The 24,387-nt window shown below is 68.4% G+C and carries 18 protein-coding genes and 1 pseudogene; 12 read left to right on the top strand and 7 right to left on the bottom strand.

Going from position 1 to position 24,387, the window contains the following annotated elements; genetic code table 11:
- From AB0I60_RS35535 to AB0I60_RS35515, 5 genes and pseudogenes are all read right to left on the bottom strand, one after another.
- Window positions 1-126: pseudogene (locus AB0I60_RS35535) on the bottom strand (4-hydroxy-3-methylbut-2-en-1-yl diphosphate synthase); the annotation flags it as partial.
- 135 nt (window positions 127-261) lie between these two features.
- On the bottom strand, window positions 262-1,590 hold the full coding sequence (locus AB0I60_RS35530; protein WP_360738108.1) for a hypothetical protein: 1,329 nt from the start codon (window positions 1,588-1,590) through the stop codon (window positions 262-264).
- Window positions 1,591-2,025: 435 nt separating this feature from the next.
- Window positions 2,026-3,825, bottom strand: a complete 1,800-nt coding sequence (locus AB0I60_RS35525; RefSeq protein WP_360738105.1) for a 1-deoxy-D-xylulose-5-phosphate synthase — start codon at window positions 3,823-3,825, stop codon at window positions 2,026-2,028.
- Window positions 3,815-5,104 carry a 4-hydroxy-3-methylbut-2-enyl diphosphate reductase gene (ispH, locus tag AB0I60_RS35520; protein WP_360738103.1) on the bottom strand — a complete coding sequence of 430 codons (1,290 nt, stop codon included), beginning with the start codon at window positions 5,102-5,104 and terminating at the stop codon, window positions 3,815-3,817. Before ispH ends, AB0I60_RS35525 begins: the two co-directional genes overlap by 11 nt.
- Before the next feature lie 91 nt (window positions 5,105-5,195).
- Window positions 5,196-6,242 carry a polyprenyl synthetase family protein gene (locus AB0I60_RS35515; protein WP_360738101.1) on the bottom strand — a complete coding sequence of 349 codons (1,047 nt, stop codon included), beginning with the start codon at window positions 6,240-6,242 and terminating at the stop codon, window positions 5,196-5,198.
- Window positions 6,243-6,336: 94 nt separating this feature from the next.
- Between AB0I60_RS35515 and AB0I60_RS35510 the strand changes: the two genes are divergently transcribed.
- The 11 genes from AB0I60_RS35510 (at window position 6,337) to AB0I60_RS35460 (ending at window position 21,088) form a co-directional block, all read left to right on the top strand.
- Window positions 6,337-6,711, top strand: coding sequence for a hypothetical protein (locus AB0I60_RS35510; protein WP_360738099.1), 375 nt, complete (start codon window positions 6,337-6,339; stop codon window positions 6,709-6,711).
- Between the two features lie 198 nt (window positions 6,712-6,909).
- Window positions 6,910-8,448, top strand: a complete 1,539-nt coding sequence (locus tag AB0I60_RS35505; RefSeq protein WP_360738097.1) for an AarF/UbiB family protein — start codon at window positions 6,910-6,912, stop codon at window positions 8,446-8,448.
- Window positions 8,449-8,511: 63 nt separating this feature from the next.
- Entirely contained in the window at window positions 8,512-9,564 is a 1,053-nt protein-coding gene (locus tag AB0I60_RS35500) for a polyprenyl synthetase family protein (RefSeq protein WP_360738095.1), read from the top strand.
- Window positions 9,561-10,412: a methyltransferase domain-containing protein gene (locus tag AB0I60_RS35495; protein WP_360738093.1), complete on the top strand. Its 852-nt coding sequence runs from the start codon at window positions 9,561-9,563 to the stop codon at window positions 10,410-10,412. Before AB0I60_RS35500 ends, AB0I60_RS35495 begins: the two co-directional genes overlap by 4 nt.
- Before the next feature lie 356 nt (window positions 10,413-10,768).
- Entirely contained in the window at window positions 10,769-11,626 is an 858-nt protein-coding gene (locus AB0I60_RS35490) for a methyltransferase domain-containing protein (RefSeq protein WP_360738091.1), read from the top strand.
- Between the two features lie 97 nt (window positions 11,627-11,723).
- Window positions 11,724-12,674, top strand: a complete 951-nt coding sequence (locus tag AB0I60_RS35485; protein WP_360738115.1) for a terpene synthase family protein — start codon at window positions 11,724-11,726, stop codon at window positions 12,672-12,674.
- Window positions 12,675-13,563: 889 nt separating this feature from the next.
- Window positions 13,564-13,893, top strand: a complete 330-nt coding sequence (locus AB0I60_RS35480) for a hypothetical protein (RefSeq protein WP_360738089.1) — start codon at window positions 13,564-13,566, stop codon at window positions 13,891-13,893.
- Between the two features lie 733 nt (window positions 13,894-14,626).
- Window positions 14,627-15,277: a hypothetical protein gene (locus tag AB0I60_RS35475; protein ID WP_360738087.1), complete on the top strand. Its 651-nt coding sequence runs from the start codon at window positions 14,627-14,629 to the stop codon at window positions 15,275-15,277.
- Window positions 15,278-15,288: 11 nt separating this feature from the next.
- Window positions 15,289-16,776, top strand: a complete 1,488-nt coding sequence (locus AB0I60_RS35470) for a glutamate--cysteine ligase (protein WP_360738085.1) — start codon at window positions 15,289-15,291, stop codon at window positions 16,774-16,776.
- Window positions 16,773-19,766, top strand: a complete 2,994-nt coding sequence (locus AB0I60_RS35465; protein WP_360738083.1) for an FAD-dependent oxidoreductase — start codon at window positions 16,773-16,775, stop codon at window positions 19,764-19,766. The genes AB0I60_RS35470 and AB0I60_RS35465 overlap by 4 nt, the downstream gene beginning before the upstream one ends.
- A complete protein-coding gene (locus AB0I60_RS35460; protein WP_360738081.1) occupies window positions 19,763-21,088 on the top strand; it encodes a histidine decarboxylase in 1,326 nt (441 codons plus the stop codon). Before AB0I60_RS35465 ends, AB0I60_RS35460 begins: the two co-directional genes overlap by 4 nt.
- A 203-nt stretch (window positions 21,089-21,291) precedes the next feature.
- On the opposite strand, the gene AB0I60_RS35455 is transcribed toward AB0I60_RS35460, so the two are convergent.
- A complete protein-coding gene (locus AB0I60_RS35455; protein ID WP_360738079.1) occupies window positions 21,292-22,563 on the bottom strand; it encodes a beta-ketoacyl-[acyl-carrier-protein] synthase family protein in 1,272 nt (423 codons plus the stop codon).
- Between the two features lie 50 nt (window positions 22,564-22,613).
- Window positions 22,614-22,859 carry an acyl carrier protein gene (locus AB0I60_RS35450; RefSeq protein ID WP_360738076.1) on the bottom strand — a complete coding sequence of 82 codons (246 nt, stop codon included), beginning with the start codon at window positions 22,857-22,859 and terminating at the stop codon, window positions 22,614-22,616.
- A 391-nt stretch (window positions 22,860-23,250) separates the two neighbouring features.
- Here AB0I60_RS35450 and AB0I60_RS35445 point away from each other — a divergent pair, with 391 nt between their 5' ends.
- Window positions 23,251-24,330: an alpha/beta fold hydrolase gene (locus AB0I60_RS35445; RefSeq protein ID WP_360738074.1), complete on the top strand. Its 1,080-nt coding sequence runs from the start codon at window positions 23,251-23,253 to the stop codon at window positions 24,328-24,330.
- The last annotated feature ends 57 nt before the right edge of the window (window positions 24,331-24,387 follow it).

The raw sequence follows: 24,387 nt of genomic DNA, 5'->3' as shown, positions 1-24,387 counted from the left end.
CGACTGCACCGACACCGGGAACTCGCTGCCCACACCCACCGACCCGACCATCAGCTGGCGGGTCTTGCGCCGTTCGGACAGCACGGGAGGCGGCATGGTGGGCGGAGGAAGAGGAACGGACGCCATGATCAGTCCTCCACGCTGAGCTGAGCCGACCTCGACGGGATGCTCGGAAGTGCCTGTGCTCCCACGATATGACTGTTCCCTCGGAAGTCTCCGCACCGGATGTTGCACCGGTTGAAGGACGCGTGGACAGGCACGTCAACCGGCCAACCGCTCCGACTCGGTCAGCACGCGTCGCACGGTGGGGTGCTGGCGGTAGGCGTGCAGCTTCCGTTGGAAAGCGAGGAAGGCCGTGGTCACCCGGCGGGACTGCACGTAGTGGTACTCGTCCAGGAACCGGGTCCACACCGAGCATGCCTGGTCCAGGTTCCGCTGCCGCAGGTGGAGGTCCGCCAGGAGGTGGGTGGCCAGCAGGCGGGACCTGCGTTCGTCGTCGGTCCGAAGTCGCAACGACTCCTGCAACCTGCGCTCGGCGCGGGCGTAGTCGCGGAGTTGGAGGAGGGCGTGGCCCGCCCGATAGGCAAGATCGGCTCGGGTCGAGTCCAGTGTTCGCGTGCTGACCACGTCTTCGATGTGTCGATCGGCTCGGGCCAGGAACATCGCCGTGTATCGGCACTGCGCCAGTGCCGCGTAGCTGACGGCTGCCTGTCCCAGCAGGGCGATGTAGATGTCGGGCTGCACGCCACCGTCGGCACGGCCGATGGCTCTGTGCGCCAACCTGGCCGCTTGCGCGTGATGTCCCAGGAAGCCGGCTTGGACGCTCATCCCGCACAGCACTCGCAGGTGCTCGTTCAGGTCACCGGACTCCTCGGCGAGCTTCAACGCCACCCGGTGGTATCGCTGGGTCAGCCCGTGCTCCAGGTTGTCGAAGCACTTGAATGCCAGCAGGGTGGTCAGCAACGATGCGGTGGCGAGCAATTTGCGCTCGGAGTTCCGGTCCATGTGGGGGTGTCGGCAGCCCAGGACGTCCGTCGCCAGGTAGGCCATCAGCGCGCCCCGTGCCGTGCCGCCTCCGAATGCTGCGTCCACCTCGGCGAAGGCGGAGGCGATCCTGTTGACGGCGACGATCTTCCCACGAGAGACCTTGTCATGGGTCGACGCCGGCTTCTCCCTGGGACTTTCCTGCCACGGTGGCATTTCGGCCCAGTCGATGCGGAACGGCAGTTCTGTCATCCAGACGCGACGGGTGGCATCCAGGTCCGTCGCCAGCAGGTCGTGCAATGCCGCCATGCCCGACGATTCGTCCGCCTCCGGCAGTCGTCCCTGGTCCTCGTGTGCCATGCCGAGGTCGGACGGAGACAGGAAGCGGCCCAGGCGGCGAGCGAATGCCTCGACCACGAAGGTGACGACCTGCGACCGCGGCTTGCTCCCGGACAACCAGTGGGACACGGTCGTCCGGTCGTAACGGAGGACGATGCCCACCTCGGCCGCGACCGAGTTGACCGCCAGCGCCAGATTCTGATTTGTCCATTTCGCGTCTCTCAGCAACGCGCGGAGCCGACTGTTCTCACCGTTGTTTTTTGGCACCGTCAATCCTCGCTCGACCGCGCTCTGCCGACCTTTCCGAAAAAGCGGAAGGCACTTGCCGACCTGCTTGGCTGGCTTCCCGCATTCCAGGACATACCCAGTGAACGTGATCGGATCTCACCTGACAACCCGGCGACAGAGTGAAGGCGGGATGCGCCCAGTCGTGGGAATCGGCAGATGGATGCAGCAGGTGGGGGGGTTTGCAGTAGTGGGTCGGGAGGACATCCGGGGTGGCGCGCGCCTTGTGCATCCGGCGGATCGTTCCTCGAGGGACTGGCCCGTCCTGGACAATGCTCTCCGGGTGCGCCGGCAGTGTCCGAAAGGGCGCGGAAACTGCGTGTGAGTGCGCCCGCCGGAATTGCGCACCGCCCGGACGAACTCCGGACACCCAGTCAGTCGCACCGGCCGATCGGGAGCCTGGGCCTTGGGCGCTGCCTATGCGGGTGAGCCGAAGAATGACAGGACGGTGCGCGCGATCGAGTCGACATCCAGGCCGGCCTGGGCCAACAAGAAGGGGCGGGACCCATGCTGCAGGAACGCGGGAGGAAGCGCGAGCGTCCGTACCCTCGTGGGCTGCGACGAACATGACTCCTGGTGGGCGAACCTCGCACCGAAACCACCGGTCTCGACGCTGTCCTCGATGGTGACGACCAACTCGTGCTCGGAGGCCATCCGGTGCAGCACCGGGTTGAGCGGTGTTGCCCACAGGGGGTCCACCACCGTGGCTTCCACACCCAGCGGCGAGAGCCGTTCGGCGACCGCCAGACAGGTCGCAGCCAGGGGGCCCAACCCGATCAGCAGTACCTGGGGCTTCGACGAAACCCACAGGACGTCGACACCCTCGACCTCGTGCAGCGCCGGTATGTCCGGCCCTGCGGTGCCCTTGGGGAAGCGCAAGGCGGTAGGACCCTGCGTGGTCTCCGTCGCTGCGCGCAGCAACGTCCTCAGCCGCGCCGGGTCTCGCGGGACGGCCATCCGCAGGCCGGGGATGGCGGCCAGGACCGACAGGTCCCACATGCCGTGGTGGCTGGCTCCGTCCGGCCCGGTGACGCCCGCGCGGTCCAGGACGAAGGTGACCGGCAAGCGGTGCAGGGACACGTCCATCAACAACTGGTCGAACGCCCGGTTGAGGAACGACGCGTAGACCGCCACCACGGGGTGCAAACCTGCCATCGCCATACCGGCGGCGCTGGTGACCGCGTGCTGTTCGGCGATGCCCACGTCGATCACCCGGTCGGGGAACGCCCGGGAGAACGCGAGCAACCCGGTGGGGCACAGCATGGCCGCGGTGACCGCGACGACGTCCGACCGCCGTCTGCCGATCGCCACCATCTCCTCGGCGAAGACCGAGGTCCAGCTCCGAGGCGAGGGCGACGTGGGCCTGCCGGTCTGCGGGTTGACCACGCCCACAGCGTGCAGGCAGTCCTCCTGGTCGGCCTCGGCGGGCGGGTAGCCACGACCTTTGCGGGTCACGCAGTGCACGACCACCGGGCGTTCCACCATGGTCGCCTGGCGCAGCGCGTCCTCGACCGCGGGGATGTCGTGACCGTCGACCGGCCCCAGGTACGCCAGGCCCAGATCTCGGAACAGGTTGGACCGACCGCGTTGCCCCTCGGCGGCCCGGCGCAACTCGGTCAGGTGTTGGGCCAGACCTCCACTGGTGGGGCTGTAGGAGCGGCCGTTGTCGTTGAGCACCACGATGACCGGTGCCGATGTCGCGGTGCCCAGGTTGTTCAGCGCCTCCCAGCACATCCCCCCGGTCAGCGCGCCGTCGCCCACGACCGCGACCACGCGGCGGTGTGACTCGCCGCGCAGGGCGAATCCCCTCGCCAGGCCGTCGGCGTAGGACAAAGCCGTCGAGGCGTGGGAGTTCTCCACGGTGTCGTGAGGGGACTCGGCCCTGCTCGGGTACCCCGACAACCCCTGGGCCTGCCGGAGTCGGTCGAACTGCGCCTGGCGACCGGTGAAGATCTTGTGCACGTAAGCCTGGTGGCCGGTGTCGAACACGATCCGGTCGACCGGGGAGTCGAACACCCGGTGCAGTGCGATGGTCAGCTCCACCACCCCGAGGTTCGACCCGAGGTGGCCGCCGGTCCGGCTGACCCGATCGACCAGGAAGTGGCGGACCTCACCGGCCAGGGCCGTCAACCGCTCTCGCGGCATCGCCTTCAGATCGGCCGGCATGGCGATCTCGGACAGCGTGACGGGGACACGTCGAACCGGGCTACCGCTCATGGGCGAAGACCTTGCGCGGTAGGGCGAACCCGACGTCTTCACGAGCAACAGGCTCTTCTACGACCTCGACCGGGCCGAGCCCGCGCAGGACCGCCACCACCTCGTCCACCAGGCTGGCGGGCGCTGAAGCGCCCGCCGTCAACCCGACCGTCTCCGCACCGGACAACCACTCCCACTCGATCTGCGCGACATCGTCGATGAGGTGTGCAGACGTACCACTGCGACGAGCCAACTCCACCAGGCGTTGGGAGTTAGAGGAGTTCTCCGATCCCACGACCAGCACCACGTCGGCCTGGTCCACGACGGCGCGCAGCGCGTTCTGCCGGTTCGTGGTGGCGTAGCAGATGTCGTCCGAACGTGGGCCGCGCAGAGCCGGGAACCTCGCGCGCAGCGCACGGATCACTTCTTCGGTCTCGTCGACGGCCAAGGTGGTTTGCGTGAGGTAGGACACGCGTTGGGGATCCGCCACCTCCAGCAGGGCGACGTCGGCGACGTTCTGGACCAGCACTGTCCTCTCTGGAGCCTGGCCCATCGTGCCCTCGGTCTCCTCGTGACCCGGGTGCCCGATCAGAACCAGCGTGTCCCCTCGTCCGGCGAACCGTCGAGCTTCGGCGTGGACCTTCGTCACCAAGGGACAGGTGGCGTCCACGACCTCCAACTCCCTCGCGGTCGAAGCCGCGCGCACCGCTGGAGACACCCCGTGTGCCGAGAACACCACTGGCGCACCGACCGGGATCTCGTCGACCTCGTCGACGAACACCACCCCCCGCTGTTCCAGTTCTCGCACCACGTGGCTGTTGTGCACGATCTGCTTCCGGACGTACACCGGTGGCCCGTTGCGCGCCAAGACCCTTTCGACGATCTCGACGGCACGCTCCACGCCCGCGCAGAATGAACGCGGGGAGGCCAACAACACACGTCGACGGCCACCGGCCGCCGCGGCGGCGCGCATCACCTCTCGTGCCGTTGCCAGTCCGGAGAGGTGCCGGTCGGACACCGCGACCGCCACACCACACCCCTCGTCGAAGGGGCCGGTGGTCAGCAGAACGGCCGCCTCGCCCTCTTCCGAGGACCTCGTGTCCAGTGCCGTCAGGCGCGCGTCGAGCCCGCGTCTCCGCAAGGCGTGCCAGAGCACCGGAGCGGCCGGACAGCGGACCCGGTCGCCTCGGCGGAACACGATCTCGGTCGCCACCACAATGTCACCCGGCGCCAACCCCCCGATGGCCGTCTCCGAGATGTCGGCCTGTGAAACTCGCGCGTCCGGCAGTTCGGCTTCCATGGCTTTCGGTCCCCTCTCCTCGCGCTGCGGGTCCGGCGACATCGGCACGACGCGAGCGCGGTCGCGTCTCGGCCGGCGCACCTGTGGTCGGCTATTCGTCGCGGTCGGCGATCAGACACGCGATCGCGCCGAGGGTGGCCTGGACCCCGGGATCGACATCCATGGCCGCCAACTGCGACAGCGCCTTGTGGAGGTGCTGCTCTGCCCGGTCCTGCACCCACGCCTTGCCACCGCTTTCGGTGACCAGTCCAGCCGCAGCCGCCACCTGGTGGTCGGACAGGGGCTCCGGACTGCGGTACATCCGGGCCAGGTCCCGACCTGCGGCAGTTCCGCTGGTCAGCGCGGCCACCACCGGCAGCGACTTCTTGCGTCTCCGCAGGTCCGACCCCACCGGCTTGCCCGTGCGGTCGGGATCACCCCAGATGCCCAGTAAGTCGTCCACGTACTGGAAAGCCATGCCCAGGTCGTGGCCGAATGCGCGCCAACCGGGGACCGACGAGGGAGCTGCTCCGCCGTAGAGGGCTCCGAGCGTGCACGAGCACTCCATCAACGCGGCGCTCTTGCCGGCGGTCATGATCGCGTGTTCCTCAAGCCCCACGTCGTGCCGCGACTCGAAGGCGATGTCCATCGCCTGTCCGGTCACCATGCGTTGCACCGACGAAGTCAACACCGTCAGTGCCTCGACCGTGGTGGGGTGGGCGGTGTCCAGCAGCAACTGTTGGGCCGCCATCAGCATCGCGTCGCCCAAGAGGATCGCGGTGGAGACGTCGAAGGCGGACCACACCGCTCGGCGATGCCGGCGCCGGTCGTCGCCGTCCATCACGTCGTCGTGCAACTGCGAGAAGTTGTGGACCAGTTCGACGGCCGCGGCTGCGGCCATGACGGCGTCGTCGTCGCTCACGCCGTCGCAAGCCTGGGCGATCAGCAAGACCAGAGCAGGACGGACCGCTTTGCCGCCGCCGGAGGACACCGGGCGCCCTGTGGTGTCGCACCAGCTCAAGTGGTAGCCGGCAGCCGTGTGCAGCGTGGGGTGCAACCGTCTCAACGAGGACCGCAAGCGGGGCTCGACTGCCCGACCTGCGCTGCGCAGCGCCCGCAACGCCTCCTGACGAGCCGAAGCCTCACTCCTCGTCGACACCTGGCCTCCTGACTCGGAAAGTCCGTCGGGGGAGGGACAGTCCGATTACAGACAAGCGCCTCGGTCGTGCGCAAGAGCGTCACGGGTGATTCCGTTGAACGTGTTGAACCGCCTCCGGCACCGCTTCAACGCGTTCAACAGCGAAACCGTCCGGAAGGTTGCGAGGAACTTGACCAGCGGGTCCACTGAAGCTCCACCCAGAGAGAAGCGAGGAGTCATGGCCAAACGGAGCAGGACCCTCCTGGAGGACATGTTCGACCGCCTTGACGACGCCGGAAGGGACCTGAGAAGGGCCGGCAGGCGAACGTTCAAAGCGAAGAAGAAGAACAGTGGCTCACGCAAATGGGCGAAGCGGAACAACCAGCAACTCGAACTGCTGACCGAACAAATATCCTTCCTGGTCAAGCACCTCTCGGCCGGCACGAAGGACGGCGCGCGCAAGGCCGGCCCGGAAACCGGAAAGAGTTGACGGGAATTTCGGTCGACTGGTTCACGGCGTGTCGGGTTCGGCCTGATGGCGAGATGCGTCGCCGTTGAACGAACCCGGTCGGCCACCGCCTCCCACCCGTTCACGTCCAGGTCGGTGTGCTGTCGAGCGCCCGACCCGACCAGGCGCTGGTCGATCCGCCCACGCGGATACCGCGCCCGGAGGAGAGCGTCCTTGCCCATGGAAATCGCACAGGAAAGTTCCGTTGTGCGCGTCCCCGGTCACCGCAGCCGCGTGCTGGCGGGCCTGGCGGGCACCCTCGCCGCAGGCGCGATTTCACGGAAGGCAGGATCGGGGAGTCGGGCGCGTACGGTCAGGGAACGAGCGCGCGCGCGAGCCGTACGCCTGGCTCTCGAAAGCCTCGGGCCGTTCTACATCAAAATGGGGCAGATGCTGGCCACGCGGCCCGATCTGGTGTCCGACATCATGATCTGCGAGTTGGAGAACCTGCACGACAACGTGGTGAGCGCTCCGTTCCTCGAGTTCGCGGACATCCTCGATCGGGACATCCCGACCTGGCGGCAGCGCTTCAGGTCGATCGACGTCCTCACACCCCTGGGTTCGGCATCGCTCGCGCAGGTCTACCGCGTGACCATGAGCGACGGCACGCTCGCGGTCGTGAAGATCCAACGGCCCCGGATACGCTCTGTCGTCCTGGAGGACATGAAGAGGATGCGGCGTGTCGCCCGGCTGATCGGCCGGCTCGCGCCGAAGTTCAACGAGTTGATCGACGTCGACGCGACTCTTCGCGTCATGTTCAACGGCATGGAACCAGAACTGGACTTCACCCTGGAGGCCCAGAACATGGTGGCCGCACGACGGGCGGTGAAGGAGTTCAAGCACCTCACGGTGCCGAAGGTGATCGACGCGACGCCCCGAGTCCTGGTGCAGACGCTGGCTCCCGGGGTTTCCATAGGAGTCGCGGATCCGGCTGCCTTCTCGAAGAAGCAGCGCAAGGGGATCGGTCGCGACCTGCTCTCCTTCATGTACCGGGGCTACTTCACCGAGCACGTGTTCCACGCCGATCCGCATCCCGGGAACATCCTGGTGCACCCCGGCCGGAAGGCCAGCGTCATAGACTGGGGGATGGTGGGCAGGATAGACCGCAACCTCGGCGCGACGCTCGTGCTCATCCTCCTGGCCATCACCAAGAACGACTCGCAGGCAACGGCACGCAGCTGGGTCGAGATGGGGCGCGCAACTCACCGCGCCGACCTCCAGGGATTTGCGAGTGATCTTTCCATGCTGATTCCCAGGATCGCGTCGTCATCCCTGGAGGAGTTGAACTTCGGCATAACGCTGACCACGATCCTCGCCTTCGCCACCCGGCGCGGGATCCACACCAGCCCGCACGTGTCGCTGTTGGGCAAGTCGTTCGCCAACGCGGAGGGCTCCGTGCGGAAGCTGGCCCCGGAACTCTCCATGGCCGAAGTGTTCGAAGACGCGGTGGTCGAGATCCTCGCGGACCTGTTCGCCGATTTCTTCTCCAAAGAACAGGCGGGCCGATTCGCGCTGGAAATCATGATGGGAGGAAACGCTGCGCTCACCCACCTCCGTGGGATCGTGAACGACCTCCACAACCGGCAGGTGACGCTGCGGATCGGGCTGTTGGAAGGAAGCGGATACCAGAACATCAAGCAGAACCAGAAGTTGACCCACCTGGGACTGGGTGTCCTGCTCGCCCTGGTGTGGTTCCGCGTCCGGAATTCCGTCCGGTGACCGGGTCGCCGCCTTCGGCGGGTGCGGGAATCGGCTCGTCCACGTCACCCCTGGAGGCCGCTGATGACAGAGTCGATCAAGGTTTCCCCCTCTGTCCGGTTCAGCCGGACGCTCATCGAACCGGCTTTGCGAGCAGTGGTGGACGACTACCACGACGACGTGGCGCGCATCGTCCGCTATCACTTCGGCTGGGCCACCCCGACCGGCACCCCCGTGGACGGAGGCGAGGCGGCCGGGGGAAAGTGCTCTCGCGGCACCCTGGTGTTCGCCGCTGCGCACGCGGTGTGCGGACGATTCGAGATGGCCCTCCCGGCGGCGGTCGGCGTCGAACTGGCGCACAACTCCTCCATCATCCACGACGACGTGATCGACGGTGACGCCGAACGACGTGGCCGCGCGACGGTGTGGGCACAGTTCGGCACCAGCTTGGCGGTCCTGGCCGGAGACGCTCTACTGGTATCCGCGTTGCGTGTGCTCGCGGACCCCGGCTCGTGTGACGGACGGGCATCCGCACTGATGGCCAGGGCGAACGAGCGTTTGATCGCCGGACAGGTGCGCGAGGCGGTCCTCCACGGCGGTGACACGGGTTCCATCGACGACTACCTCGACGTCGCGGAGAACAAGACTGGTGCCCTCCTGGAGTGTTCCGTCGAGTTGGGCGCACTCTTCGGCGGCGCCGACGAGTCCACAGTGGAACTCATGGGCGTCGCGGCCCGCCACATGGGAATCGCGTGGCAGGCGGCCAACGACGTGGAGGACATCTGGGGCAACGCCGCCGTCACGGGGAAGCCGGCCCGGAGCGACCTGCGACGCCGGATACGGACCCTGCCGGTCCTGGCCGCGCTCGAGACAGGTGGGCCGGCCGCGCGGGCACTGGCCGAGCGGTGGCACGCGACCTCGGCAGGCGACGACCAGGAGGTCGACGCACTCGCCGAACTGGTCGAGCAGGCAGGCGGTCGGGTGGCCGCCGAGGACGTGTCACGCCAACACCTCGACATCGCCCTGAGCCGGCTCGCGGACACCGACCTTCCTCCCGGTGCCGTGGCGTCCCTGGCGGAGCTCTTCCACCTGATCGTCACCCGCAAATCGACAATCGCCCCGGAGAGTGGTTCATGACGAGTACCGACAACGTCACCCGTACCGACTACGAACGGCGGTCGAAGGCGGACTGGGACGCCAAGACCGACGATCCCATCAACCTCCTGCTCGGATCCGAAGACGACCTCTACCACCACCACTTCGCAGTCGGCGGGTACGACCGCGCGGTGCTCTCCGCGCCCGTTGACGTGCGGGAAGACGCCATCCTGGCGGAGATGCACCGGATGGAGTCGGACCAGGTCGACCTCGTGCTGCGCGCGCTCGCCCCACTTCCGCCCGGCGCACAGGTGATGGACGCGGGCTCCGGTCGGGGCGGCACCAGTTTCATGATCGGCCAGAGGTACGACGCGCACGTCACCGGGATCAACTTCTGCCGGCACCACCTGGAGTTCGCCCGGAGCATCGCGGCGAAGCGCGGGTGGGATCGCAGGGTCCGCTTCCGGTACGCGAACATGGCCGACACCGGCCTGCCCGACCACAGCATGGACGCCGTCGTGACCAACGAGACCACCATGTACGTCGACCTCGACGAGACCCTGGCCGAGTTCACCCGGGTCCTGCGCCCCGGTGGCAAGTACGTCTGCGTGACGTGGTGCGCCAACGACGCAGTGGGCATCGGGGCCGAGATCGAAGCCATCGACCGGCACTACGTCTGCCACATCCACCGCCGGTCGACCTACTTCGCCATGATGGCCAAGCACCGCCTGGTCCCGTCCCTGGTGTGGGACCTCACCGCAGAGGCCATTCCCTACTGGGAACTCCGCTCCCGGTCCGCACACGCCACCGGCGTGGAGAAGCCATTCCTCGACGCACACCGCGACAACCGCCTCAACTACCTCGTCATCGCAGCGGAGTACGTGCCATGACCAGGCGCATGACCGCGAGCGGTGCCGACACGTCCGGCACAAGGACCCAGCGGCCCCTCGACGCCCACCCGGACAGATCGGCGTCCCCGGGCTCGGAATCCGGCCGGAGGAGGTCGGTGGTTCGCGTCGTGCGCACGGGACCACGCCGCCGACTCCACGACATCGGCGGCCCGGCGGGTGTGCGAGGTGGTCGCCACCATCCCCGGGTCGCGGATGCCCTGCTCGAACGCGCTCTCCGCGATCGCAGCGGCCGGGGCCACCGAGAGCCCCGGATGACGCTCGCACGTCCGGGGACCGCCAGAGCCCTGTTCCACAACCGCTGAACTTCGCACCGGTCCAGAACCACGGGAGCTGACATGGACACCGAACCCGCCCTGGAGTTGCGCACCCCGCTGGAAGAGGCGGCGTTCGCGTACTACGACAACAAGCGCACAGATCTCCTCAACCTCGGCCTCGGCTCCCTGGACGGCTTCTACCACCACCACTTCGCAGTCGGAGACTTCGACCACCGGGTCCTGGAGCTGCCCGACGACGAGCGCGAACAGGCCATCAACGCCGAGATGCACCGCATGGAGACCCGTCAGGTCGACACGCTGGTCGAAGCGCTCGGCAGCGTTCCCCCCACGGCACGAATCCTGGACGCCGGGTCCGGGCGCGGCGGCACCGCCTTCCTCCTCCACCAGGTGTTCGGCTGCCGCGTGGACGGGGTCAACATCTCCACCTACCAGAACGGCTTCGCCCGCGAACAGGCGCAACGTCGCGGCTGTGCCGACCTGGTCCACTTCCACGACCTGAGCATGACCGACACGAAGTTCCCCGACGCCTCATTCGACTTCGTGGTCACCAATGAGACGACCATGTACGTCGAGCCGTACGCGACACTCGTCGAGTTCGCCCGCGTCCTCAAGCCCGGCGGCCGCTACGTCCTGGTGAGTTGGTGCAACAACGACGTCGTCGCACCGCATCCCCCCGAAGCGGACGCCATCGACAAGCACTACCACTGCCACACCCATCGCCGCATCACCTACCTGCGAGCCCTGATCGACGCCGGAATGACCCCCTACCAGGTCGACGACCTCACCCGGCTCGCCATCCCCTATTGGGAGCTGCGCAGCCACTCGCGACTGGCTACCGGAATCGAAGAGGCGTACCTGGCCGGCTACCGCAGCGACCGCGTCAACTACATCCGCATCGCATCGCGCAAGGGTGTCTGATCCATGGACGCAACATCGTGTTGACTCGATTGCGCCCGACGCACCGGCACCACAGGTCCATTGGCATGTACGACCGGGAAGGACTCGCGTGAGCGGTATGGAAGCCGGAAATCCACCGTCCCACCCCGTCGACCGATTGCTGTCGACCAGCCGCGCCAACCCGTTGGCGGACATCGTGGAGAGCCGATCCCAGGCATGGCTCGACAGACACCGCCTGGTCGACGGCCACCCGTCCGGTCGCAGGGTGCGGGACTCGCAGATGGGCAAGGCGGTCTCTCGGCTCTACCCCGACGCAGGCATCGACCTCCTCCAGCTCGCGTCGGACTTCATCACCTGGCTCACCGCGTTCGACGATCTGCACGTCGAGGCACCCGAAGCCGGTACCGCCGCGCTGGCCCCACGCATCGCAGCGTTCCTCCGAGTTCTGCACTCCGAAACCACCAGTGCGCCCGGATGCCCGTTCGAGTCGGCCCTGGCGGAGCTGTCCGCCCGGATGGGCGACGTGCTCGATGCGGTCGCCGCGGCCCGCGTAGTCGCAGCCCTGCACGACACCTTCCTGGGGATGCTCTGGGAAACCACCGTGCGCCACAGGAGGATCAGCCTGACCGAGTACGAGACGATGCGCCCCTACACGATTTTCGGCCACGTCGCCATCTCCTTCATCGCACCGTGTGCCGGCTTGGACCTGCCCCCGGCCGCCTACGAGTCCGCGCCGATTCGTCAGCTCAACTCCGGCTTCGCGCTGTGGTTCGGCTTCGCCAACGACCTGAGGACCTTCCGTCACGAGCAGCAACTCGGCATATCGACCGTGTCGCTGCCGACAGTGATCGCACAGGAACGCGGCTGCTCGCTCGATGACGCGTTGGCCGAAGCGTCCCGCCGATGCGCTCGGGAACTCGACGCCGTCCGTCGGCTTGTCACCGAGCTCTCGGCTTCCTCCGCCGCACATCTGCCGCCATACGCGGCTGCGTTGGCGACGGCGTACAGCGGTACGGAACAGGTGTACAGAACCTTCACCCAGCGCTACGGCTCGGAAGATGGCTCGTAGGGCCGCGCACCGAAGAGACATCTCAACCAGCGTCGGACCGTCAGGGTGACGACAGGCATCGCTCGTCCCAACCTGCTGGCCCTGCTCGTCGCCGCACCGACAATTCCTTTACCAGGTCGACGAGCTCACCGGACACGCTGCCCCTGCTGGGAGTTCACGACCACGACCATCCGTCGCCCAACCGGAAAGGGGAGGGAAACCATGACCGCACCCAGCACCGCAGGCCAGCCGCCAACATCTCCGCCCGGGCCATGTCCTGGTCTCCCAGCGCAGCCGGTGTTGAGGGCCTGGTAGGTGTTGCTTTGTCCTGGCATCCGGTTTTCGCGGCGACGGTCCTGGGGACCGCACTGATCGTCGTGGCCGACGTGTCGTCGGCTGTCACGCTCCTGGGATGCGTCGTGTTGGCGGCAGCGTTGGCCGCATGGGTTGCCTATTGGCGGCGCGACCGGAGATGATCACACCTCCCCGGAGACCATCTGCAGCGCATGGCCGGAGGCACCTATCGGGCTCTCGCACCCGTTGACCGGGCGGCCGGGTCGCGGGCCGGTGCCATTCGCTGCCCCAGCACAGGTCGCTGCAATCCACCGCGGCTTCGGGATGCGCAACAGGGCGGCGACGGCCAGTACCGGTGTCGAGTTGTGCTGAGAGCGGTGTGGGCACGATTCGGCACGAACCTCGCGAAGGGCGAGAACCCGTTCGACGACTACCTGGGCATCGCCCCGGACAAGACCGGTGCGTTGCTGGAGTGCGCCGTTGCACCGGGGCCTTGTTCGGCGGAGCCCGGGTGATGGACGGAAGATCAGGACCGGAAGGTCGATTTCCACTACGCGAACATGGCGGACACCGGGCTCGCCGACAGCGCCTTCGACGCCGTGGTGACCAACGGTACGTGTCCGCGACCCGGTGTTCGACCGACGCCGCGGTGTGCGGCAGCGAGATCGACTCCACCGACCGGCACTACGTCTGCCGCGCCCATCCTCGCCCGGCCTATTTCGATATGCTTGCCAAGCGCCATTTGGTCCCGCCCCTGGTGTGGGGCCTCACCGCGGACGCAGTTCCCGACTGGCAGGTGCGCTTCCGGTCCGCGCACGCCGCCGGCGTTGAAGACGCGTTTCTGTCCGGTCACAGCAGCAACCAGCTCAACTACCTGGTCATCGCCGCCGAATACATTCTGGAAGCGGAAGCAGTGTCGCGTTCTGCTGATCGGGCAAAGGCTTGACGGCAGCTTCCGGAATGGCTCGCCCGTGCGGGCCGGAACCGGATAGGACGTATTCTCGACGGGGTGGGAGTGGGCAGGGAGCAGGTGAGGGTGCTGCTCACCACGACCACGCGACCGGCTCGTCGGCGCGGCCCTGGCGGAACCCGGTGGCGAACCCCCACCTCGTCGGGCACGTCGGCCGCCCGACACCGTTCGCGATCAGCCGCCCAGGACTTCGGCCGGTACGACTGACGGTCGACCGACCCGAGACCACGGGACGAGGTGAAACGGCGGTCGGGCAGGTCACTGGTTCGCAGACGAGCCCGGTAGGCGCGCGTCGGGCGCGGGCGACCGCAGTCTCCCACCGCCGGGGTCGCCGGACCGGCGCCCGCCCCGGATGCCGCCTCCAGCCACGCAGCGGAGTTCGTGCCTGCGGTCAGCGAGCGTCGGAACGGACAGGTGGAGGCTGTGCCCTCCATTCGAATATGCCATCCGCCATTGCGGCGCACACACCGTTCTCACGACGCCCCGGACCGTCGCCCGGATGGACGGGTTTGCGGCCGACGTTATCACCGGTCCGGCGGCATGGTTGATTCTTCACCGTGTGGTCCTCGTGCTCTGTCACGGCGCAATATGGATGCCGTGCCCGGGATTCAACACTTTCAACACCCGTCCGCCGGTGCACCTTGTGCGCACTGCGCGTTGCCGTGTTGACTGGGTAGTGGAATTGGATTTCCCAAGAACGGAGGCAGTCGTGGCGGACGCCGGCACGATCGTGAGCGGGTTCGACATCCCGGTTGAGCAGCACGTGGAAAACAATCAGTTCGTCATCGCCGCGCGCGAAGGCAAACTCGGAAAGGATCAGCTCCGCAGGCTGCTCCAACTCGAGTTCCAGACCCAGGAACTGGAGTTCTCGGCCTATCCGCTGCTGGCCATCCGATTCCGGCACGAGGTACCCGCGAGCCTGTTCGTCTACGTGGCCGACCGGGTGCTCAAGGCCAGGCGCCTGCTGGTCGGGGAGGTCGCCCCGGTGGTCGGGTGGGACGTCGGAGAACTGCGCCGGGCCCCGCTGACGCCGGCGACCCAGGAGGCCGCGACGTTCCTCGCGTGGATGGGTCTCCAGGCCGGTGCGGGGGAAGCCGCGCTCGTCGCCCGAGCCGACTTCACCCTGTGGACGGCGACCTGCGCGGAACTGGTCCGGGTGCTCGACGGCAGTGACGTCCCGGCCGAACTCCTGAACTACCTGCGGGAGTACTCCGAGCCGCCGCCGGAGGTCGTGGAGGCGGCGACGGACGTCGTCGAGTGGGCACTGGCCTCCGGTGAGGACCCGGAGCGGATCACCCGCAGCGCACCGGGAGTGGAGCCGTTGCTCGCCAAGCTGTGGCGCTTCGCCGCCGAGGGCTGAGCGGACCACCGGTGGGCGAGCGGATCGAGTCCGAGGTGTTCGACGCGGGCACCCGCGAGGTGTTCCGCCGTCGGCTGGAGGACTCGCTGGTGGCGTTGGATGCGGTGCTGAAGCGACCCGGTTTCGGCGCACCCGCCGACACGATCGGCGCCGAACTGGAGATGTTCCTGGTGACCGACGACGGGGTGCCGGCACCGTTGAACACCGCTCTGCTCACCGAGGCCGACGACGATCGGCTCACCCACGAGGTGGGCCGTTTCAACATGGAGCTCAACCTGACCCCGCAGCACACCGCGAACCGGCCGTTCAGCGGCCTGGAGGGTGAGATCGTCGCCGTGCAGGACCTGCTGGCGGAGGTGGGGAAGCCGTTCGGGGCGCGGGCGGTGTTCGTCGGCATCCTCCCCACCCTGGGTTTGGCCGACCTCGCCCGGGACGCGATGACCGAGGTGACGAGGTACCGGGTGATCGACCGGATCCTGCGCCGCCGTCGCAACGGTTCCCCGTTCCGGATCAGCATCAGCGGACCGGACCACTGCGACATCGAGGTGGACTCCATCGCGGTCCAGGCAGCCTGCTGCTCGTGGCAGGTGCACCTGACCGCGATCCCGGACCGGCTCGCGGCCACCTACGACGCGGTGCAGATGATCACCGCACCGTTGCTGGCCGTCTCCGGCAACTCCCCGCTGCTGTTGGGGCGGCGGTTGTGGCAGGAGACCAGGGTGGCGCTGTACGAGCAGGGCATGGGCGACCGCGCCACGGCGGCGGCGGCCGGGAGCGCGTCCCGGGTGTCGTTCGGGACGGAGTGGAAGCGCGGGGGCAGGGACGTGTTCGAGGACGCGGTGCGTGATCACGACGTCCTGGTGCCGGAGGTGTCCGACGAGGAGCCGTTGGCGGTGGTGCGGCGTGGTCGCATTCCGCGCCTGCGCGAGCTGCGGTTGCACCAGAGCACGGTGTGGCGGTGGAACCGGCCGGTGTACGACCCGGCGGGCAACGTCCGGGTCGAGGTCCGTGCGCTGCCCTCCGGCCCGACTGCGGTGGACATGGCGGCCAACACCGCGTTCCTGGCCGGTCTCACCGGCCATCTGGTAGCGACGGGCGGGGACTTCACTGCCGGGCTGTCGTTCGAGGCGGCCCGGGAGAACTTCTACCGGGCCGCTGCGGTCGGTCCCGCTGCCGTGGTGCGGTGGCCGTTCCCCGGCGGGGTCCGGGAAGTCGCGGCTGCCGACCTGGTGACCGACCTGCTGCCCGCGGCAACGGACGGCCTTCGGGCGCTGGGCGTCGACCACGCCGAGGCGGAGCGGTACCTGTCGGTCGTGGAACGCCGCGCGGCCACCGGGCGGACCGGCGCGCGGTGGCAGCGGCTCACCTTCGAGGCCCTGCGCGAGCACGGCTCCTCCGAACGGGCGCTGCGCGAACTGGTCCGCCGTTACGCCGGGCTGAGCACGAGCAACCAACCGGTGCACACGTGGCCGAGCCCTTCCCGAGGAGCTGCCTGGTGACTGAGACCCCTCCCGCTGCGGATCTGCAAGTGGACTTCCCCTTCGACTACGCCGCTCACGTCGCGGGTGACCGCCGCATCGGCCGCCTGCCCGAATCGGCGCTGGGCACCCGGGTGGCGGTGATCGGAGCCGGCGGCAGCGGGCTGACCGCCGCCTACGAGCTGATGCGCATCGGCTGCGCGCCGGTCCTGTACGAGGCCGAGCGCCACCCGGACGGCCCCGGTGGCCGGCGGCTGGGCGGCCGGGTGTACTCCCGGCGCCTCGACCCGGCCGACACCGCGGTGGTCGAGATGGGTGCGATGCGCGTTCCGGACTCCGCCGGCCTCGTGCGCCAGTACGTCGAGCAATTCGGCCTGCACTGGCAACGCTTCCGTGATGAGTACGTCGAAGGGGTCACGCCGCGCACGGTCCTCGACGTCGACGGCCGCACCCGCACCGCGCGCGCGCTCACCGACCTCTACGACGGTGACGAGCAGTTCCGCGACGCCCACACCCGGTGGCTGCGGGCGCTGGAGCGCGTCGGCCTGCCCGACCTGCGGCGGGCCGTGGCCGACCGCGACCGGACCACCATCCGACGGCTGTGGACGGTCCTGCTCCGCAGGTACGAGCACTGGAGCTTCCACCGGTTCCTGATCGATCCCGAGGGCGTCGGCCTGACCTGGGAGCAGGCCCGCCTGCTCGGCACCGCCGGGGTGGCGACGGCGGCCTGGGACTGCTTCTTCGAGCTGTCGTTCACCGAGGTCGTGCGTCTGATGCTGGCCACCGACGGCGCGGCCGTGTACCACCTGCGCGAAGGGCTCAGCGCACTGGCCGACGCGTTCTGGACCCGTCGGGTCGATCTGCCCGACGGGAGCACCACCAGTCTCGCCGAACTCAACGACGGTGTGCCGCGGCCCGCGGTCACCGCTCTGGACGTCGGTGAGGACGCGATCGAGGGCGTGGTGGTGCACGACGAGGACGGCGGAGCCGAGTGGTATCCGGCCGTGATCTTCACCCCGCAGTTGCACGTGTTGGAGACCTCCGTCCGGGTCCGTCCCCGGCGGGCGGGCGGCGCGGCACCCTTGGGCCCGCGTCTGCTGCGGGCCATCCGCAGGTTGAGCTACTGGCAGTCGGCCAAGACCGCCCTGGTGACCAGGACGCCGTTCTGGGAGGGCACGAGCCTGGACGGGGCGACCTTGACCGACCGGCTGCCCCGCGCGGCCTACACGCTGGACTACGGCGAGCCGGAGGAGCCGGGCGGCCGGCGGTCGGTGCTGGTGCTGAGCTTCACGTGGGCCGAGGACGCCATGAAGGTCGGCGCGTCCACCCTCGACGAGCGGGTCGAGGCTTTCACGCGCGAACTCGGCGAGATCCACCCCGGCGTCGCCGACGAGCTGCGCCGCCAGGTCGCCGAGGGTGAGACCTGCACGATCTCCTGGGAGAAAGAGCGGAACTTCCGGGGCATCTGCCGGTTCTCGCGGCCGGGGGAGTACCCCTACCAGTGGGACCTGTTCGCCCACTTCGTGAAGGACACAGCCGGCTCGGCCGCCGTACCGGGCGAGCCGGCCAACCCGTTGTTCCTCGCCGGCGACGACCTGGCGTGGTCGTCGGGATGGCTCGACCACGCCATGGCGTCCGGTCTGAACGCTGCCTGGGGCGTGCTGCGCTGCCTGGGCGGCCGGACGTCGCCGGACAACCCGGGGCCCGGAGACGTCTGGCATCGGGCCGAGTTCCGGCCGCTGTCACCCGCCGAGGTGGTGGACCGGCCGACGAGCACCCCGCCCGCGGTGGCGAAGCCCCGCCACGACGCGCCCGCCGAGCAGATCGTCATCGCCGACCGCCTGTGGGACGGTGAGCGAATGCGGGCAGGCGTCCGCGTCCTGGTGCGCCGAGGCCGGATCGAGCAGGTCGGTCCGGACGTGTCCGCACCGCCGGATGCGGAGGTCGTCGAGCTGCCGGGGCACACGCTGCTGCCCGGCTTGATCGACTGCCACGTGCACGTGGTCGACGAAGGGCTGAACACCGCTTCCCACAGCGCGCAGACCCTCGCGGCGCTTCCGAAGCTGCGCACCCTGTTGGACCACGGTTTCACCACCGTGCGCGACCTGGGCACCGCAGACTCGCCGATCACCGTCGACCTCCGGCAGGCGATCCAGGACGGCGTCGTGGTCGGACCGCGCCTCCTGGTCGCGCCGAACATCATCTCCGCACGAGGCGGGCACGGAGACAAGGAACCGGACCTGACCACGCGATTCGGCGTTGAGGTCGGCACCGTGGCCGACGGCGTTGCCGAGGTGGTCGGGCAGGTGCGCAGTCAGCGCAGGGCCGGGGCCGATTGGATCAAGTTCGCCGCCAGCGGAGGCTTCGCCTCACCGGCTGACCGGCCGGACACGGTGACCTACGACCAATCGGAGATCGACGCGCTCGTCTCGGCCGCAACCGATCTGGGTCTGCCGTGCGCCGTGCACGCGTTCGGTGACGAAGCGGTGCGCCGAGCCGTGCGCGCCGGCGTGCGCTCGGTCGAGCACGCCAACCTGGCCGGCGCGGACACCTTCGCGCTGCTCGCCGAACGCGGCGTGTACCTCGTGCCCACCCTCCAGGTGATGTTCCACTTCATCGACCGGATCGACGACGGGGAGTTCTGGCGTGACACGCCCGGGTTCCTGCGCGCCAAGTTCGGCGAGTTCGCAGAGGGGATCTGCGCCTCGGCACGCCACCTGGCCGACAGCGAAGTGCTGCTGGCCCTCGGCTCCGACGCGAGCATGCTGCCCTATGAGGACACGTGGCGCGAGTTCACCGCGATGAGCAGGGTCGGCATCGGCTCGGAGCGGGTGCTCAAGGCCGCCACGTCCGTCGCTGCGGACCTGCTCGATTGCCCCGAACTCGGCCGTGTGCGACCCGGTGCGACCGCTGACCTGGTCGCTGTTCCCGGCGATCCTCTCGACGACATGGCCGTCATGGGGAAGGTGGACTTCATCCTGCAAGGGGGAATCCGCCGTGACCGGCGATGATCAGCCCACTGACTCCGTGCAATCCCGAACACGAGGGGTCGACCGGTATCGGGGTGCGTGACCGGACCTGCGGCATCGTCAAGCCGAAGCGCGGTTCGTGGGCCCGTCCCGGCCACCGGTCGGAGGGGACGCCGGACGGGCCGTGGTCACGGCCCACCACCAAGGTTGAGGGAGTGATCATGGTAGTTCTCGACCCGGCACAGTTGCGCATCGGTGACGAGGGGAACTCGGACACCGCGCTGTTGTCGGACGCCGTCCGGTGGATGCGCGAAGAACGCGACCGCATGCTGGGGTTCCCGGTGAACCTCGACTTCGATTGCCGGCCCTTGACGGACTTCCTGGCAGTACACGCCAACAACGTCGGCAATCCGCGCGAGGAGAGCATGTACCGGATCGACACCAAGCCGTTCGAGGTTGCCGTCCTCGACTTCTTCGTCGACCTGGCCGGCGGCGAGCAGGGGAAGGTGTTCGGCTACGTCACCAGCGGCGGCACCGAGGGCAACACCTTCGCGGTGTGGGTGGCGCGGGAGCGGTACCCCGACGCCGTGCTGTACGCCTCGGCCGAGGCGCACTACTCGTTGCCGAAATTGGCCAGGTTGCTGCGGATGCCCTACGTCGCGGTGGAGACCCGAGCGGACGGCACGATGGACACCACCGCACTGGTCCGCGAGCTGGCCCGACATCCCGGCCGGGCTGCGGTGGTCACCGCCACGATCGGCACGACCGGCCGGGGTGCGGTCGACGACCTGCCCGGTGTGCGGCGCGCGCTCGCGATGGCCGAGGTCGAGCGGACCTGGGTGCACGCTGACGCGGCGTTCGGCGGGCTGCTCGCCGAGTTCGCCGACGAGCCCATCCCGTGGAACCTGGCCTCAGGCGCGGACAGCGTCACCATGAGCGGTCACAAGGTGGTGGGCTGTCCGGTGCCCTGTGGAGTGGTTCTGGTGCCCGAGGTTGACGTGGTGAACATTCGTGCGGAGGGGGTGGCCGTCGGCTCGGACGACGACACGATCACGGGATCCCGGAACGCGCTGGCCCCGGCGCTGCTCTGGTACGAGTTGCGCAGCCTGGGTCGGCACGGGTTGGCAGACCGGGCGCGCAAGTGCCACCGGACCGCCGCGTATGCCCAGCGTGAACTCGCCGCGTTGGGACGCCACCCGACCAGGGCGCGCGGCGGGACCATCGTGTTGTTCGACGCGCCGTCATCGGACTTCTGCCGCCGTTGGCATCTCGTCCGCGACGAGTCGCACGCCGCCCTGGTGGTGATGCCACACGTCACCGAGCAGCACATCGACCGCCTGTGTGAGGAATTGGCCGCCGGCTGACACCACTCGCCGGGAAGGTCCGCTTCCCCGACTGCGTGCAGCGAAGCGGTTGTTGCACATCGAGATGGTGAAGCTGCGGTACCGGGCGCAGGACACGGTCTGCGGGTGGTGGTCGTGTTCGGAGGCGGGACGCAGCAGTAGGGGCGAACGGAATCGCCGCGTCCGCCACGGCACAGCAGGCCGGGACTGTGTCATCAGGGTGGTCAGCATGAGCGGAACAGGAGCGACACGTCGTGACCGCCGAAACCCATGGCGTTGTTCAGGGCGCTGACGGGTCCTGGCGGCAGGGGGCGTGGAGAGGGGCCGACGACGTCGAGGTCGATGGCGGCGTCGAGGTCGGTGAGGTTGATGGTGGGTGGTGCGACCCGGTGGTGTACCGCGAGCACGGTCAGCACCGATTCGAGCCCGCCCGCGCCGCCGATGAGGTGTCCGGTTGAGGACTTGGTGCCCGAGACGCAGACGTTGTCGGCGTGATGACCCAAGGCTCGTCGGATAGCGGTCGCTTCGGCCAGGTCGCCCAGGGGGGTGGAGGTGGCGTGGGCGTTGACGTGGACGATGTCGCCGGCGGTGCTGTCGGCGTCGCGCAGTGCGGAGGTGATGGCGCGCGCCACGCCCACGCCGTCGGGATCGGGTTCGGTGATGTGATGGCCGTCTGCGGCCAAACCGCAGCCGGCCAGTTCGCAGTACACGCGAGCGGAGCGGTCCCTGGCGTGGTCGGCATCTTCCAGCACCAGTACGCCCGCCCCCTCGCCGAGGACGAAGCCGTCGCGCTCGCTGTCGAACGGGCGTGAGGCGTGCCGAGGGTCGCCGTTGCGGCGGGACAGTGCGCGCATCCGCGCGAACCCCGCCAGCACCACCGGGTGGATGGACGCGTCCGCGCCGCCGGCCACGACCACTTTCGCCCGGCCGGAACGGATCATCTGCGCACCGTAGGCGACGGCTTCCGCGCCTGCGGCGCAGGCGCTCACCGGCGCGTGCACCCCGGCTCGTGCCCCGATCACCAGCCCCGCCTCGGCGCTGGGACTGTTGGGAATGGTCAACGGTATGCAGTACGGCGATATGGCGTCCGCTCCTCGGTCGCGCAGGATGTCGTACTGCGCGATCACCGAGTGGACGCCGGCCAGGCCGCAGCTGATCACCGTTCCCACCGACAGCGGGTCCACCGGACTGTCGCTGTCGGAGGCAGGGATGGTGAAACCGGCGTCGCACCACGCTTCGGTCACTGCTACCAGCACCAGTTGGGTCGCGCGGTCGGTGCGTCGGATCTGCTTCGGCGACAGGACGGTGTCCGGCTCGACGGCCACCGGTGCGCCGATGCGCACCGGCAGCCGATCGGTCCACGGGGACGGCAAGTCCAGAGTTCGGATGCCGTTGCGTCCGGTGAGCAGGGCCGACCACGTGGTGTGGGTGTCTCCGCCCAGCGGTGTGGTGGCGCCCACGCCGGTGACGACGACGGTGGGGGCTGTGCCTGACATGCGAGGGCTCCTGGTGCCGGGTGGTCGCAGTGGGCCGGGGCGCCGACCGCTTACGTCTTCTGCCGGAGGTAGTCGACGATCTCGCCGACCGTGGTGAGCAGTTGGGCCTCTTCATCGGGGATCTTGATATTCCACTGCGTTTCGGTCGCGTCGAACAGTTCGACCATGGCCAGGCTGTCGATGTCCAGGTCGGCCCGGAGCGCGGATTCCGGGTGGATCTTCTCCTCGGGGATCTCGGCGATCTCGGCGAGCAATGCGATGAACGCTTTCGACACGGTGCTCGGGTCGGTGTGCAAGGGAACCTCCCGACGGTGCGGCAGTGGGATAGTGGCAGCAGGTGCGGCCGGAGATGACGGAGTCGGCGCTTCGCAGAAACTTCGATTCTGGCTTCCTGGCTCATTACACAGGCCGTCTGCTCGTTCCGCAACCCATCCGACTCGGCCGGACGGGGGATGTCGTCCGGAAATCGCCACTGTTCGCCAGCTGATTCCATCGCGGATTGCCTTGCCTGGTCCCGGCCGCCGGTATTGGCCTCGCCGCGGTCGAGCCGAGGGTGGCCGGACAGATCCGTCCCGTCGACTTGCGACCCATTCACCTGAATGGAGACCGGACCTTCTGGGCCGTCCGAGTGAGGTCTTCGGTTGTATCCGTGCGAATGAGTGAACCGCCTTGAGGAACGTCTGTCCGATGCTCAAAATCAAGTCAAGTGCTCGCGGTCCTTGTGATTCCAATGCGACCGAAATCGCCGAGAACCAGGTGAGTCGTGATGCGTGGTGGCCGAGTCGACGCAAGGTTGGGAGCGCAGTGCGCGGCAGACCCGAGAAGTCACCTGGGAGCACCGGCTTTTCGCCGGAACGGCCGTTGACGGAGTACCCGTTCGAATCCCGCTGGTTCGACAACGACGGGTTCCGCCAGCACTACCTCGACCAAGGCCGAGGCGAACCGGTGCTGATGGTGCACGGCAACCCGTCGTGGAGCTACTTCTGGCGCCACCTGGTCGCTGCGCTGCAGGACGGTCACAGGTGCGTGGTTCCGGATCACATCGGCATGGGGTTGTCCGACCGGCCCGCCGAAGCGGCGTACCCCTACAGCGCCGCACGACGCGTGGAGGATCTGGACAGGTTGGTCGATTTCCTCGTGGGTCGAAAAGGGCTGCCCGACCGGGGGTGGACTCTGATGGCCCATGACTGGGGCGGACCGATCGGCCTGGCGTGGGCGCAGCGGCACCCCGGTGTGGTGGCCCGACTGGTCATGCTGAACACCGGCGTGCTCCCCTGGCCGCCCGCGTACCGGCTCCCGTGGTTTCTCCGGTTCATCCGCGACTGGCGCTCGGCGGCCTGGTTCGTCGACCGCACCAACCTCTTCACCCTGGCCGCCGCGCGATTCGGTGCCATTCGTCCGCTACCGCCCGCAGTGCGCAGGGCGTACATCGCCCCGTACGCCCGTCGACGACACCGCCTGGCCGTCACGCGATTCGTCCAGGACATTCCCCTGGCAGCCACCGATGCCTCCTGGGACGTGCTCCACGACGGAGCGAGGACCGCTACCGGACTTCCGCTCTTCATCGGGTGGGGAGAACGAGACCCGGTATTCAACGGTCTGGTACTGGATCAGTGGTTGCACCGGTTCCCGGACGCGGTGGTCCAGCGGTACCCGAATGCCGGGCACTACGTCCTGGAAGACGCGGCAGACGATCTTATCCCCCGGATCCGGTCGTTCCTCGACGCGGAACACCACGCGTCACTCCCGCGACAAGAGGAGATCTGAAATGCCTTGCGACTACGCGCGGATACGTGCCGTGGCCGTTCACGTCCCGTCGCAGGT

Source organism: Actinosynnema sp. NPDC050436 (assembly GCF_040655415.1).
In the GTDB taxonomy this organism is placed as follows: domain Bacteria; phylum Actinomycetota; class Actinomycetes; order Mycobacteriales; family Pseudonocardiaceae; genus Actinosynnema.
The sequence above is the reverse complement of the archived record's forward strand: the minus strand, read 5'-3'. Positions and strand labels throughout refer to the sequence as shown.